Source organism: Microbacterium sp. SLBN-111 (assembly GCF_049739645.1).
In the GTDB taxonomy this organism is placed as follows: domain Bacteria; phylum Actinomycetota; class Actinomycetes; order Actinomycetales; family Microbacteriaceae; genus Microbacterium.
In genome coordinates this window covers 2583800-2596477 of sequence record NZ_JBMGQH010000001.1, presented here as the reverse complement: position 1 = coordinate 2596477, position 12678 = coordinate 2583800, and the positions used below count along the sequence as shown (strand labels likewise).

Below are 12678 nucleotides of genomic sequence, written 5' to 3'. Positions count from 1 at the left end.
TCAGCCGGCGTTGCGGAGCGTCGACACCTGGTATAGGGCGACGGATGCCGCGATCCCGGCGTTCAGCGACTCGGCCGCGGTCGAGATCGGGATCGACACGACCTGGTCGCACGTCTCGGTCACCAGGCGCGACAGACCCTTGCCCTCGGAGCCCACGACGATCACGACGGGTCGATCGGCGAGCTGCAGGTCGGGCAGCGCGACGTCGCCGTCACCGGCGAGGCCGAGGATGAAGACGCCCTGCTTCTTGAACTCCTTGAGCGTCGCGGTGAGGTTCGCCGCGAGCGCCACGGGAACGCGCGCGGCGGCACCGGCGCTGGTCTTCCACGCGGCGGAGTTCACGCTCGCCGACCGGCGCTGCGGGAGCACGAGACCCTGCCCGCCGAACGCGGCGGTCGATCGGATGATGGCGCCGAGGTTGCGCGGGTCGGTCACGCCGTCGAGGGCCACGAGCAGCGGCAGCTCGCCGCGGTCGATGATCTCCTCCAGCATGTCCTGCGGGTGCGCGTACTCGTACGGCGGCACCTTGAGGGCGACGCCCTGGTGCACGCCGTCGAAACCGGCCATGCGGTCGAGCTCGGGACGGGTCACCTCGAGGACCGGGATGCCACGGTGCGTGGCGATCGAGAGCATCTCCTTGACGCGGTCGTCCATCTCGACGCGCTGCGCGATGTAGAACGCCGTGGCGGGGATCTTGGCGCGCAGCGCCTCGAGCACCGAGTTACGGCCCGTGACCGTCTCGGTGTCGTCCGTCTGCTTGGCGCGGGCACGGCCCTGCGACGAGCCGACCGGGCGAACGCCGGGCTTGCCCTTGCCGCCGGCGGCGGCGTAACGCTCCTGCGCCGCCTTGCGCTTGCCGGCGACGTGCCAACTGCGGTCCTCCGCCTTGGGCGTGGGGCCCTTGCCCTCGAGGGCCTTGCGGGAGTGACCGCCGGTGCCCTTGAGCGGGCCCTTCTTCTTGCCGGGCTTGCGCGCCCCGGGCCGTCCAGGCTTGGTCATTCGATACTCCAATGGGTTCCGGCCGGAGTGTCCTCCAGCGTGATTCCGGCGGCAGCGATGGCATCACGGATGCGATCGGCAGCGGCCCAGTCCTTGTCGGCGCGCGCACGGGCGCGCTGCGCGATCATCTCGGCGACGAGCGCGTCGAGCGCCGTCTCCGCTCCCCCGCCGGCGGCGGCGGGCGCCGAGGCCTCCAGCCCCAGCACCTCGAGCATGCCGACCACCGCGCGGGAGGCCTCGACCGCCGCGACGAGGTCGCCCTCGTCGATCGCGGTGTTGCCCGCCCGCACCGTCTCGTGCAGGACGGCGAGCGCCTGCGGCACCCCGAGGTCGTCGTCCATCGCCGCGGCGAAGTCCGAGGGCACAATGCCCGCCGAGGGGTCGGCGTCCGCCGCGCGCGCGACGCGGTCGAGGAACGTCAAGATGCGGTCGAGGGCGCTCGCGGCCTCGGCGAAGCCGCGGTCGGAGATGTCGAGGTTCGAGCGGTAGTGCGCGGCGGCGAGCGCGTAGCGCACCACCCGCGGGTCGCGCTCCGCGAGAACGTCAGCAGCGAGGGTGAAGTTGCCGAGCGACTTCGACATCTTCTGGCCGTCCACGGTGACGAGGCCGTTGTGCACCCAGTACCGCGCGAACGCGTCGCCCGCCGCGGTGGACTGCGCGATCTCGTTCTCGTGGTGCGGGAAACGCAGGTCGAGGCCACCGCCGTGGATGTCGAACTCGGGGCCCAGGTAGCGGCGCGACATCGCCGAGCACTCGATGTGCCAGCCCGGGCGCCCCGCACCCCACGGCGAGGCCCACGTCGCCGACGCCGGCTCGCCCTCCTTCGCGCCCTTCCACAGCGCGAAGTCGCGGGGGTCGCGCTTGCCGCGGGGATCCGCGTCGGTCGCCGACTCCATGGCATCCACGCTCTGGTGCGTGAGCTCGCCGTAGGCGGGCCACGAGCGCACGTCGAAGTACACGTCGCCCGCGGCGGCGTAGGCGTGACCGCGTTCGATGAGCTCGGCGATGAGCTCCTGCATCTGGGTCACCGACGCGGTCGCGCGCGGCTCGTAGGTGGGGGGAAGGATGCCGACGGCGGCGTATGCCCGCGAGAACTCGAGCTCCATGCGGTAGGCCAGCGCCCACCACGGCTCGGTGTCGGTCGCGTTCGCGAGGATCTTGTCGTCGATGTCGGTGACGTTGCGGACGAAGGTGACGCGACCGAAGCGGTGGGCGAGCCAGCGGCGGAGGACGTCGAACGCGAGGGCCGCGCGGACGTGTCCGATGTGGGGGCCGGACTGCACGGTGGGGCCGCAGACGTACATGGTGACGTTCGCGGGGTCGACGGGGACGAAGTCACGCAGAGCCTGCGCTTTCGTGTCATACAGCCGGACGGTCACCGCACAAGCCTACCGGCCGCCCCTGACGGCGACCCGTGCACGAAACATGCCGGCGCTAGGGTCGCAGAATGCCCCTGGACATCGCACGGGACGACGTCAGCGTTCCCGACACCCGCGCCCTCGTGACGGCCCACGTCTCCGGGATGCTGGCCAACACGCCGGCCGAGAGCTGCCACGCGCTCGACGCCGATGCGCTGGTCGACAACGGGGCGTCCCTGTGGTCCGCGCGCGTCGACGGCGAGCTCGCCGGCATCGGCGCGCTCGCCCCGTTCGGCGACGACGCGGGCGAACTGAAATCGATGCGTGTCGCCGAACGGTTCCTCGGCCAGGGGATCGGACGCGCGATCCTCCGGCACATCATGGCGGAGGCGCGGGAGCGTGGCATCCGGACCCTGTGGCTCGAGACGGGGAGCGGCGACGATTTCGCGGCCGCGCGCGGTCTCTACGCGAGCGAGGGGTTCGTCGAGTGCACGCCGTTCGGGTCGTACCGCCCGGATCCACTGTCGACGTTCATGACGCGCGAGATCTAGGCCGGAACGACCAGCGCGGTCGCGAACGCTGCCACGCCCTCGGTGCGGCCGGTGAAGCCGAGGCCGTCCGTCGTGGTCGCGCTCACCGACACTGGTGCGCCCCCGAGCGCGGCCGACAGCACGCGCTCGGCCTCCTCCCGCCGCCCGGCGAACCGCGGCCGGTTCGCCTGCACCTGCACGGAGACGTTGCCGATGCGCCAGCCCGCCGCGCCGAGCAGATTCCGGGTGTGGGCGAGGAACGCCTCGGCGTGCGCGCCCGCGAACTCGGGCCGGTCGGTGCCGAAGTGCGTGCCGATGTCGCCGAGTCCGGCCGCCGCCAGGAGGGCGTCGACGATGGCGTGCGCGACGGCGTCGCCGTCGGAGTGCCCGGAGAGCGCCTGCTCCCCCGGCCACTCCAGGCCCGCGAGCCACAGTGCGCCGTCGCCGCCGAAGGCGTGCACGTCGGTCCCGATGCCCACGCGGGGAGCGGCGGGACCGTCATGCCGCACGGCGCGAGGCGCGGCCTGCGCGATCAGCGCCCGCGCGCGGTCGAGGTCGGGGCCGGTAGTGATCTTGAAGGATGCCTCGTCCCCGGCGACCGTGATCACGGGGTGACCGGCAGCCGCGACGAGCGCCGCGTCGTCGGTGTGGTCGGCGTCCGCGGCGCGCGACGCCTCCTCGAGGATGCCGCGGCGGAAGCCCTGCGGGGTCTGTGCGGCGGCGAGCTCGGACCGGTCGACGGCCGCGACGATCGCCCCCGCGGCATCCACACGCTTGATGGTGTCCACAACCGGGACGGCCGGGATGACCGCGAGCGCACCGTCGTCGAGAGCGGCGACGACCCGCTCGAACACCGCGACCGGCGTGAGCGCGCGCGCGGCGTCGTGGACGAGGACCGTGTCGATGTCGGCCCACAGCGCCGCCAGCCCGGCGGCGACGGACGACTGACGCGTCGCTCCCCCGGCCACGACGGAGACGAGGTCGATCCGGTCACCGGCGACCTCGCGGACGTCGGTGAGCGCGGCTCCCTCGAAGCCCGCGGGCACGACGATCACCACCTGTGCGCGCGGCGCGGCGAAGACACGGCGCAACGAGTGACGCAGAATCGTGTTCTCGTCGAGACCGACGAACGCCTTCGGCGCACCCCCGTTGAGGCGGGTGCCGGAACCGGCGGCCACGACGATGACGGCCAGACGCGGGACGGGTGCGGGACTCACCCGACCACGCTAGCGCGGACGCGCCGACGAACCGCGACCGACGTCAGGACGCGAGGACCTCGTCGAGCACGACGCTCGCGCGGTCTTCGTCGGTCTTCTCGGCCAGAGCGAGCTCGGACACGAGGATCTGACGGGCCTTGGCCAGCATGCGCTTCTCGCCGGCGGACAGGCCGCGGTCCTGATCGCGGCGCCACAGGTCGCGGACGACCTCGCTCACCTTGATGACGTCACCCGAAGCGAGCTTCTCGAGGTTCGCCTTGTAGCGGCGCGACCAGTTGGTCGGCTCCTCGGTGAAGGGCGCACGGAGCACCTCGAAGACGCGGTCGAGACCCTCTTTGCCGATCACGTCGCGGACGCCGACGAGGTCGACGTTCTCGGCGGGGACCTCGATGACCAGGTCGCCCTGCGTGACGTTGAGCTTCAGGTACTTCTTCGTCTCGCCCTTGATGACGCGTTCTTTGACCTCGATGATCGTGGCCGCGCCATGGTGCGGGTAAACGACGGTCTCGCCAACCTCAAAAAGCATGGAGTTATGTCCTTTCGGCAACATCCAGGATACCACAGGCCCCCATGCGCTAAGGTTCCGCCCCCTCCCCGGCAGCTGTCGTTCCCGCGCGTAGGGCGCCCGCGAGGGCGGTGCCCGGACCGGGCGCGGGTCGGCAACCCCGTAGGATGATCAGGATGCCGTCTGTCGTTCCGGGAGGATCCGTGAAAACGCGCCTGTTCGCGTCCCTGGCCGTTGGTGCCGCCGTCGTTCTGGGAACGACCGGCTGCAACCTCATCGCTCCCCAGGCGACCACGATCGAGTACTCCGCCTCCGACGGGGTCAACGTGCCCGAGTCCGGCCCGCTGCAGGTGCGCAACGCCCTCATCGTGGCCGACGAGGAAGGCACGGCGGGCAACTTCGTCGCCGCGATCGTCAACGACACCAACCAGTCGCAGACCCTGCGCCTCGAGGTCGGCGAGGGCGGCAGCACGGTCCGCGCGTCGGTCAACGTCCCCGCCAGCTCGACCGTGAGCCTCGGCGACCTCGCCAACAAGGTGAAGCCCCTGGCCCTGGAAGGGTTCGAGGGCGCCCCGGGTTCCACCGTCCCGGTCTACTTCCAGTCCGGTGACGCCGAGGGCGCGCTGGTCCAGGTCCCCGTCCTCGACGGCGCGCTCGAGTACCTCGCGCCGCTCGCGCCGACCCCCACGCCGACGACGACGCTGATCCCGGCGACGCCCGCGGCCACCCCGTCGCCGACGCCGTCCTCCTGATCTCCGCCCGCCCGGGCAACGCGAAGGCGCCGACGGTTCTCCGTCGGCGCCTTCGTCGTTCTCGCGGTCAGGCCTCGAAGCGGTAGCCCAGGCCGCGCACCGTCACGAGCATGGACGGTTCGCTCGGGCTCTGCTCGATGCGCGACCGGATGCGCTTGATGTGGACGTCGAGCGTCTTGGTGTCGCCGAAGTAGTCGGTCCCCCACACCCGGTCGATCAGCTGACCGCGTGTGAGCACGCGACCGGCGTTGCGCATCAGCACCTCGAGGAGCTCGAACTCCTTGAGCGGCATGTTGATCTCGGCGCCGTCCACCGACACGGTGTGGCGGTCGATGTCGAGGGTCACGCGGCCGCCGCTGAGGATTCGCTCGTCGATGTCGGACTCCTCGGGGCTCCGACGGCGCAGAACTGCGCGCATCCGGGCCAGGAGCTCGCGCGTCGAGTAGGGCTTCGTGACGTAGTCGTCGGCGCCCAGCTCGAGACCCACCACGATGTCGACCTCGGAATCCTTGGCGGTCAGCATGATGATCGGCACCTGCGACGTCAGCCGCAGCTGACGGCACACCTCGGTGCCCGGCATCCCGGGGAGCATGAGGTCGAGCAGCAGGATGTCCGCTCCGCGCTCCCGGAACGCCGCCAGGGCGAGCGCGCCGTCCTCGGCGATCTCGACCTCGTACCCCTCCCGTCGCAGGAGGTAGGCGAGTGGGTCAGCGAGGTCGGGTTCGTCCTCGACGATCAGAACGCGGGTCATGCGGTGTCTCCCTTCACGGGTGCGGGGCGGGTCGCGGTGCCGGACTTGCGGCTCTTGCGACGCGCCTTGGGGCGTACGAGGTCGAGGTCGGGTGCCTCGGACAGGGGCAGGCGGATGGTGAACGTCGAGCCGCGCTCGGGTCGCGACCAGAGGCGGACCTCGCCGCCGTGTCGCTGCACGGCGTGCTTGACGATCGAGAGGCCGAGACCCGTGCCGCCGGTGCGGCGCGAGCGGGCCTGATCGGCGCGATAGAAGCGCTCGAACACGCGGTGCTGATCGCTCTCCGGGATGCCGATTCCCCGGTCGGTCACGGCGATCTCGACGACGTCCTCGTCGAGCTTGATCCCCACCCCGACCTTCGATCCCTGGGGCGAGTAGGCGATCGCGTTGGCGATGAGGTTGCCGACGGCTTCGGTGAGGATCTGCGGTTCGCCCCGCACCCACAAGCCCTTCGTGCCGCCCCGCACGACGGTGACCTGGGCGGAGTCGGCCTGAATCGTGTGGGATTCGATCGCGGCGGTCACGACCTCGTCGATCGAGACGTCGCGCACGTCGCGGAGCTCGTCCGCGGCCTGGAGACGGGACAGGCTCAGGATGCGATTGGTGAGCGCGGACAGCCGCTGGATCTCGGCCTGCAGACGGCCCGAGAAGTACCGCACCTGCGCCGGGTCGTCGGCGGCCGATTCGATCGCCTCGGCGAGGAGGCTCACCGCGCCGACCGGCGTCTTGAGCTCATGACTGGTGTTGGCGACGAAGTCCCGACGCATCTCCTCGACGCGCTCGCGCTCGGTGATGTCGCGGAGCACGAGCAGCACCAGGCGGGGCGAGAGCGGGGCGGCGCGCACGGCGACCAGTCGCGGCTCCGCCGGAGCGGCTCCGCGCCGCAGGCGCAGCGTCTCGCTCACGGGGGCGCCGTTCTCCCGGGCCGCGCGGGCGACGCGGCGGAGATCCTCGTCGACGATGGCGGAGCCGGCATCCAGTCCGAAGACCTCGGCGGCCGGGGAGAGCGCCAGCACCGTGGCGGACGTGTCGCACACCACCGCCGGGTCGTCGAGGGCGCCGAGCATGGACTCCACACCCTCGGGGAGCTCCGAGGAGCCCTGGGCGAGAGCCCGGTCCCGGGCGCGCTGCGCGACGACGATGAGGCCCACCACGGAGCTCCCGACGATGATTCCCACGAGGAGCGCGAGCAGCGAGAGCTGCGTGTGATCCATGGCTCCAGCGTAAAGCCGCCCTTCGGACGTCACCGGCCGTTCAGACGGGGCCGACCACACCCAACAGCTACTATTCACTGTCACAGCACCACTCGTTAACCTTCGCTGGGAAGAATCCCGGAGGGTCGCGGGACGTATGTGTGCCGTGCCGCCGACGAGGAAGGTATCGCGATGCGCGAAGTGTTCCACCAGTCCCTCGAGGACGTCCAGAGCCGACTGGTCGAGATCGCCGAACTGGTCGCGGTCGCCATCGACCGCGCGACGCGTGCCTTCGGTTCGAGCGACGTCTCGCTCGCGGAAGAGGTCATCGAGGCCGACGCGATCATCGACGAGAAGGCCATGGCCCTCGACGAGCTCGCGATCGAGATCCTCGCCCGCCAGCAGCCGGTCGCGCGCGACCTGCGCATCGTGGTCACGGCGCTCCGTGTGAGCGCGTCGCTCGAGCGCATGGGCGACATGGCCGAGCACATCGCCCAGCTCGCGCGGTCGCGGTTCCCCGAGCGCGCGATCCCCAAGGGCCTCAAGAGCACGTTCACCCGTATGGGCGAGCTCGACGTCGAGGTCGCCCGGCGCCTCGCCGAGCTCCTCCGCACGCAGGACCTCAAGATCGCGGAAGAGATCCGCGACGTCGACGACGACATCGACGAGCTGCACGTCAGCGTCTTCGAGAAGGTCCTCGGCGACTCCTGGAAGGGCGAGGCCACGGCCACGGTCGACGCGACCCTCGCCAGCCGCTACCACGAGCGCTTCGCCGACCACGCGGTCTCCGTCGCGAAGAAGGTCGTCTACCTCGCCACCGGCGACTGGGCCGGCGCCGACGACGTCACCCCGACCCCGGTGGTCTGACGCCGCGAACGTCGAACGGGGTGGATGCCACTGGCATCCACCCCGTTCTCGTTGCGGTGGGCGTTACTTCTTGTTGCCCTGCGCGGCGACAGCGGCGGCACCGGCCGCGGCGGCCTCGGGGTCGAGGTACTCGCCCGGGCCGAGCGGCTTCATGTCGTCGTCGAGCTGGTAGACGAGCGGGATGCCGGTCGGGATGTTCAGCTCGGCGATGTCGGCGTCGCTGATGCCCTCGAGGTGCTTGACGAGGCCGCGCAGCGAGTTGCCGTGCGCCGTCACGAGAACGGTCTTGCCGGCCTGCAGGTCGGGGACGATGTCGCTGTGCCAGTACGGCAGCATGCGGTCGATGACGATCTTCAGCGACTCGGTGTCGGGCACCTCGCCGTCGATGCCGACGTAGCGCGGGTCGCCGACCTGGCTGTACTGGTCGTCGGCGGGCAGCGGCGGCGGCGGAACGTCGAACGAGCGGCGCCACAGCATGAACTGCTCGTTGCCGAACTCCTCGAGCGTCTGCGCCTTGTCCTTGCCCTGCAGGGCGCCGTAGTGGCGCTCGTTCAGGCGCCACGAGCGCTGGACGGGGATCCACAGGCGGTCCGCCGCGTCGAGCGCGATGTTGGCCGTCTGGATCGCGCGGCTGAGGACCGAGGTGTGCAGGACGTCGGGCAGCACGCCCGACTCCTTCAGGAGCTCGCCGCCGCGCTGGGCCTCGGCCTTCCCCTGGTCGGTCAGCCGGACGTCGACCCAGCCGGTGAACTGGTTGGTCTTGTTCCACTCGCTCTGCCCGTGGCGGAGGAGGATCAGCGTGTGAGGCATGTCTCCATGCTAGCGACGCCGACGAGTCTCCTCCGGGCCGCGCCTGGCATCATGTCGGAGTGACTCCCTCCCCCGTCGGCCGCCCCACGCGCGGCACGACCGGAGTCAACCGCCTGCGACGAGTCGACCGCTGGATCGCGCGGCATCCGGTGCTCCGACGGGCCGCGGATCCGCTCGTCGTCGACCTCGGATTCGGGGCGAGCGCCGTGACCCCGCTCGAACTGCACGCACGGGTGACGAGGGTCCGGCCGGATGCCACGGTCCTCGGTCTCGAGATCGATCCCGACCGCGTCGCGCGGGCGCGTGCGCAGGCGCAGGGAGTCGAGGGCGTGAGCTTCGCGCGGGGCGGCTTCGAGGTCCCGACACCCGACGGCCGGCGCCCCGCGATCATCCGCGCGATGAACGTTCTGCGGCAGTACGACGAGGCGGACGTCGCAGACGCCTGGGCGCGCATGTGCGCACGGCTCGCGCCCGACGGCATCCTGGTCGAGGGGACGTGCGACGAGATCGGCCGCGTCGTGACGTGGGTGGAGGTGGGGGCGGATGCCGTCCCCCGGAGCCTCACCGTCTCGTTGCGGCTCGCCGAGCTCGACGACCCCGCGATCCTGGCCGAGCGCCTGCCGAAGGCTCTCATCCACCGGAACGTCCCCGGCGAGCGCGTGCACGACTACGTCGCGGCGCTGCAGCGCGAGTGGAACCGCGCCGCCTCCGTCGCCCCGTTCGGTCCCGTGCACCGCTGGCGCACGGCGATCGAGGCGCTGGCCGCGGATGGCTGGCCGGTGCGGGGACGGTCGCGCTGGAGACTGGGCGAGGTCGGCGTGGACTGGGACGCCGTCGCCCCGGCGTGAGTCAGACCCGCGGAAGCAGGGCCTGGGCCTCGGCGAACGGCATCCCGGTCGCCACGAGCAGATCGACCGTCAGCGGGCGCAGGGCCGCGACGAGGTTGAGCTCTCCGATGTTGCCGTCGGGCAGGATCTGAGCCGGATCGAGCCGCATCGCAAGGGCCGCGAGGGTGGCGCGGGCGGCCGGTTCGACCGAGACGTCGTCGAGTGCGTCGCGGACGAGGCCGGCACCGCGCTCGATCTCGCCGAGCAGGTCCGCCGGCACCGCGCGCGGCTGCCCGTCGGCGCACAGGTAGGCGGCACGGCGGGCGACGACGCGGAGGTTGCGGGTGGCGAGGTCCATCGCCGCGCGCACGCGCGCATGGCGCTCGAGCTCGGTGCGCTGGCGGCGCAGGAACGGTGAGATGCGCGCGACCTCCTGTCCCGACTCGAGCGATCCGCTCCACGCATCGACGTAGGTCTGCAACGCTCGCGCACGCTCGAGCCCTCGCTCGGCACGGGCACGGTCGCCGCGCCGGAGCGCCCGCACGATCGTCGCGGTCGCGACGTCGAACGCGTCGAAGAGCTCATCGGCATCCCGGAGCTCGGTGCGCCGGAGCGTCCGCGGGATGAGCGCCGTGACGAGCAGGGCCGCCGCTCCCCCGACCGCGCCGTCGATGAGGCGGACGAACGGCGCGCCGGTCACCAGCACCAGCGCGATGAGCGACTGCACCACGGCCGACAACGCGAAACCGGGCTGCGGCGAGAGGAAGCGCGCCACCACGAGGGTCACGAACATCGCCACCGCGATCTGCCACCACCCCGCGCCCGCGACCAGGAGCACGAGTTCCGCCAGGAGGATGCCGACGAGCATTCCCGCGACGGTCTCGGCGACGCGCCACGGACGGGCATCCCGCACCAGCCCGAGGCTCGACACCGTCACGGTCGCGGCCAGGAGCGGCACGGTATGTCCGAGCACGAGATGCGCGAACGCGAACGCCGCGGTCGCGGCGACGACGATCTGCACGATCGCGGGAATCGACTCGCGGACCCGCCCCCACCGGCGCCGCAGGGTCGTGCGCACGCGCGAGTGCGGCACGACGACGCCGAGCGTCGTCGAGGACTCCTCGGCGGTCATTTCGCGGCGGTCATTCCGCGGCGCGGCGGCGCCCGAGGCGCGGCAACCGGGGAACGCCGGCGGTCGCGCCCGCGTCGGAGGGGACGACCGTCTCCACCGCCGCGGCGATGGGACCGTCCGCGGTGTCGACCACGTACGTCACGTCGGCCGGAGCCGTGCGCTTGACGAGGGCCAGGGCGATCGGGCCCTCCTCGAAGTGCACGGCGACCGAGGTCACGGCGCCGATCGCGTCGTCGCCGACGCGCACGACGTCACCGCGCGCGGGGAGCACGCTGTCGCTCCCGTCGAGCTGCAGCGCGACCACGCGACGCGGCGGGTGGCCGAGATTGTGCACCTTGGCCACCGTCTCCTGTCCGCGGTAGCAGCCCTTCGACAGGTGCACGGCGGTGCGGAGCCAGTCCATCTCGTGCGGCAGCAGGCGCTCGTCGGCGTCCACCGAGACCCGCGGACGCCACGCCGCGACCCGCAACGCCTCGACGGCCTCGCGCCCCGCGAAGGCGACCTCGCCGGCCACGGCCGCGGCGACGATGCGGTCGAACTCGGTGGCATCCACGACCGCTTCGGCCCAGTCGCGCTCGGCACCGGGGTGATCCTCGACGCGGGCGTAGGCCCAGCCGCCGGGAGAGACCTCGGGCCACGGGTCGACCCACACGACGGGGACGCCCGCGGGGGCCAGCGCGCTCAGCCCCGCGACCGCGGCCCGGGTGCCGCCGACGACGAAGACCTCGTCGGACCGGTCGCGCACCTCGACGCGCAGACGGAAGCGCATGCGCCCGAGCCAGGCCGCGAGCGGCTCGGCGTCGGCGGCATCCACGATCAGCCAGGCGGTCTCACCGTCGTCGATCACCGACGCCGCGTGCTCGACGCGACCGTTCGGGTCGAGGATGAGCATCTCGGTCGACACGCCCGCGGGAAGATGCGTGAGCGCCTGCGACGACAGCGAGTCGAGCCAGCTCAGCCGGTCGGGACCGCCGACCGACAGCACGCGGCGATCGCCCAGGGGCGCCAGCGCGGAACCGGATGCCAGCCGACGCTGCTCCGCGAGGGGCGAGCCGACGTGGCGGAGACCCGCGTCGTCGACGACGGCCCCGGGAACCTCGGTGAGAGACGCCATCACTCGGCCCGTGCCAGTCGCGCCGAGGCGTGGGACGCGAGCTCGCGGCCGAAGGCGGCGATGTCCCACGCCCACAGCAGGTGGTCGTCGACGAGTCCGTAGATGCGGGTCGCGGAGGCGTAGGGCTTGGCGCCCGCCGTGCGGACGACGGCGTCGCTCGCCAGGTCGATCCGCGGACCGCGGACCTGACCGAGGTACAGCTCGAGAACGCCGTTGGAGTGCGCCAGGCTCACCTCGAGCGGGAAGCCGCCCTCGGCGGTACGGAGCGTCTCGACGTCGTCGGCGGTCCGCCGCGGGGCGGTTTCGGTGGGCGGCAGCAGCGCGGGTCCGGCATCCGCGTCGGTGGCCGGACGAGGAACGCGCCAGTACCCGGTCTCGGACACGAGGGGACGGCGGTCGTCGCCGTCGAGCAACCAGGCCCGTGCCGAGTAGTTCAGGAAGTCGCCGCCGTCATGGCTGAAGCTCACGCGGTGCGCGAACTCGCCCGAGAACGTGCGGCCGTCGGCCTCGTAGTCGATGACGCCGGTGCCCTCCCACACGCCGATCAGCCACGAGAGCGGGACGAGGTCGGCGGGGAGGTCGGTCGGAATCTCGATCACGACGGCGCTCGTCAGCGCTGGCCG

The 12678-nt window shown here is 72.0% G+C and carries 14 protein-coding genes; 4 read left to right on the top strand and 10 right to left on the bottom strand.

What is annotated here, in order from left to right; all coding sequences use genetic code 11:
- Positions 1 to 999 (bottom strand): 23S rRNA (guanosine(2251)-2'-O)-methyltransferase RlmB, encoded by a 999-nt coding sequence (gene rlmB / locus RKD05_RS11985; protein WP_063256353.1) that lies wholly within the window; start codon positions 997 to 999, stop codon positions 1 to 3.
- On the bottom strand, positions 996 to 2378 hold the full coding sequence (cysS, locus tag RKD05_RS11980) for a cysteine--tRNA ligase (RefSeq protein WP_424710276.1): 1383 nt from the start codon (positions 2376 to 2378) through the stop codon (positions 996 to 998). Before cysS ends, rlmB begins: the two co-directional genes overlap by 4 nt.
- Positions 2379 to 2446: 68 nt before the next feature.
- Here cysS and RKD05_RS11975 point away from each other — a divergent pair, with 68 nt between their 5' ends.
- Positions 2447 to 2908, top strand: coding sequence for a GNAT family N-acetyltransferase (locus tag RKD05_RS11975; RefSeq protein ID WP_424710275.1), 462 nt, complete (start codon positions 2447 to 2449; stop codon positions 2906 to 2908).
- Here the strand turns inward: RKD05_RS11975 and ispD are convergent.
- Positions 2905 to 4104 (bottom strand): 2-C-methyl-D-erythritol 4-phosphate cytidylyltransferase, encoded by a 1200-nt coding sequence (gene ispD / locus RKD05_RS11970; RefSeq protein WP_424710273.1) that lies wholly within the window; start codon positions 4102 to 4104, stop codon positions 2905 to 2907. The genes RKD05_RS11975 and ispD overlap by 4 nt on opposite strands.
- Positions 4105 to 4147: 43 nt before the next feature.
- Complete coding sequence (locus RKD05_RS11965; protein WP_022878946.1) at positions 4148 to 4630, bottom strand: CarD family transcriptional regulator; 483 nt, start codon at positions 4628 to 4630, stop codon at positions 4148 to 4150.
- A gap of 182 nt (positions 4631 to 4812) precedes the next feature.
- Here RKD05_RS11965 and RKD05_RS11960 point away from each other — a divergent pair, with 182 nt between their 5' ends.
- Complete coding sequence (locus tag RKD05_RS11960) at positions 4813 to 5361, top strand: hypothetical protein (protein WP_063256349.1); 549 nt, start codon at positions 4813 to 4815, stop codon at positions 5359 to 5361.
- Between the two features lie 67 nt (positions 5362 to 5428).
- Here the strand turns inward: RKD05_RS11960 and RKD05_RS11955 are convergent, their stop codons facing one another.
- Together RKD05_RS11955 and RKD05_RS11950 are read right to left on the bottom strand one after the other, a co-directional pair.
- A complete protein-coding gene (locus tag RKD05_RS11955; protein WP_424710272.1) occupies positions 5429 to 6112 on the bottom strand; it encodes a response regulator in 684 nt (227 codons plus the stop codon).
- Positions 6109 to 7326, bottom strand: coding sequence for a sensor histidine kinase (locus RKD05_RS11950; protein WP_424710271.1), 1218 nt, complete (start codon positions 7324 to 7326; stop codon positions 6109 to 6111). The genes RKD05_RS11955 and RKD05_RS11950 overlap by 4 nt, the downstream gene beginning before the upstream one ends.
- Before the next feature lie 171 nt (positions 7327 to 7497).
- Here RKD05_RS11950 and phoU point away from each other — a divergent pair, with 171 nt between their 5' ends.
- On the top strand, positions 7498 to 8172 hold the full coding sequence (phoU, locus tag RKD05_RS11945; protein WP_424710270.1) for a phosphate signaling complex protein PhoU: 675 nt from the start codon (positions 7498 to 7500) through the stop codon (positions 8170 to 8172).
- Between the two features lie 63 nt (positions 8173 to 8235).
- On the opposite strand, the gene RKD05_RS11940 is transcribed toward phoU, so the two are convergent.
- Positions 8236 to 8982, bottom strand: a complete 747-nt coding sequence (locus RKD05_RS11940; RefSeq protein WP_063256345.1) for a phosphoglyceromutase — start codon at positions 8980 to 8982, stop codon at positions 8236 to 8238.
- A 59-nt stretch (positions 8983 to 9041) separates the two neighbouring features.
- Here RKD05_RS11940 and RKD05_RS11935 point away from each other — a divergent pair, with 59 nt between their 5' ends.
- Positions 9042 to 9830, top strand: a complete 789-nt coding sequence (locus tag RKD05_RS11935; protein WP_424710269.1) for a class I SAM-dependent methyltransferase — start codon at positions 9042 to 9044, stop codon at positions 9828 to 9830.
- Position 9831: 1 nt separating this feature from the next.
- On the opposite strand, the gene RKD05_RS11930 is transcribed toward RKD05_RS11935, so the two are convergent.
- From RKD05_RS11930 to RKD05_RS11920, 3 genes are read right to left on the bottom strand one after another with little or no spacing between them, the layout of a single operon-like run.
- Positions 9832 to 10941 carry an FUSC family protein gene (locus tag RKD05_RS11930; RefSeq protein ID WP_424710267.1) on the bottom strand — a complete coding sequence of 370 codons (1110 nt, stop codon included), beginning with the start codon at positions 10939 to 10941 and terminating at the stop codon, positions 9832 to 9834.
- 10 nt (positions 10942 to 10951) lie between these two features.
- A complete protein-coding gene (locus tag RKD05_RS11925) occupies positions 10952 to 12055 on the bottom strand; it encodes a YgfZ/GcvT domain-containing protein (protein ID WP_424710266.1) in 1104 nt (367 codons plus the stop codon).
- Positions 12055 to 12654 (bottom strand): FABP family protein, encoded by a 600-nt coding sequence (locus RKD05_RS11920; protein WP_424710264.1) that lies wholly within the window; start codon positions 12652 to 12654, stop codon positions 12055 to 12057. Before RKD05_RS11920 ends, RKD05_RS11925 begins: the two co-directional genes overlap by 1 nt.
- Positions 12655 to 12678 lie beyond the last annotated feature (24 nt).